This window comes from Neisseria sp. HMSC061H08, assembly GCF_001836795.1.
GTDB classification, from domain to species: Bacteria; Pseudomonadota; Gammaproteobacteria; order Burkholderiales; family Neisseriaceae; genus Neisseria; species Neisseria subflava_A.
Genome location: NZ_KV830566.1, coordinates 6,204 through 6,832, shown reverse-complemented (window position 1 = coordinate 6,832; position 629 = coordinate 6,204). Strand labels below are relative to the sequence as shown.

Annotated in this window: 1 protein-coding gene; it reads left to right on the top strand. The window is 60.4% G+C overall.

What is annotated here, in order from left to right; translation table 11 throughout:
* A partial coding sequence (locus tag HMPREF2675_RS04950) for a hypothetical protein (RefSeq protein WP_283127798.1) occupies positions 1 to 629 on the top strand: 629 nt, incomplete at both ends.

The following is a 629-nucleotide window of genomic DNA, read 5'->3' as shown; positions in this document are numbered from 1 at the left end:
CACAACGAACTCACCGCCCGCAGTTTCAGCTTCGAAGACATCCGCAACGAAAGCAGCTACAGCGCCAGCAGCATGGGCATCGGTGCCGGTTATGGCGGCAGCCTGAAAGGAAGCGACGGCTTCAATCAAAGCGCCTTCGGCCGTGCGTCCCAAACCGCCGGCCAGAACATGAACAAAGGCTTCAACTACAGCCCCACCCTGCCCCAGCATGAAAGCGGCGACAGCCAAGGCTATACCCGCTCGGTACTCAGTGAAGGCAACATCACCATCGGCGGCAAAAAAACCAGTGCCCGCGCTCTCGGCATCCATACCGATTCGACCACTGCCCATCACGGTGCCGACAGCGTTCCCGATCTGCAAAACCTACTCGACAAACAGCAAACCATTGCCCAATCGACTGCCGCCATCCACAGCGCCGTCGGCACCTATAGGGGCAACCGTGCCAAAGCGGCAGCCGAAGAGCTGGAAAAACAACAGGCCGCCCACGAAGGCAGCCTGAAAGAGCGTAACGACGGCAGCTACGAACACTACCTCAGCCTAAGCGACGCACAACGGCAGCAGGAGATGCTGGCCCATTCCCCCGCCTACGCCCAAGCCTACCAAGAAGCCCGAAGCTGGGGCGTAGGCGG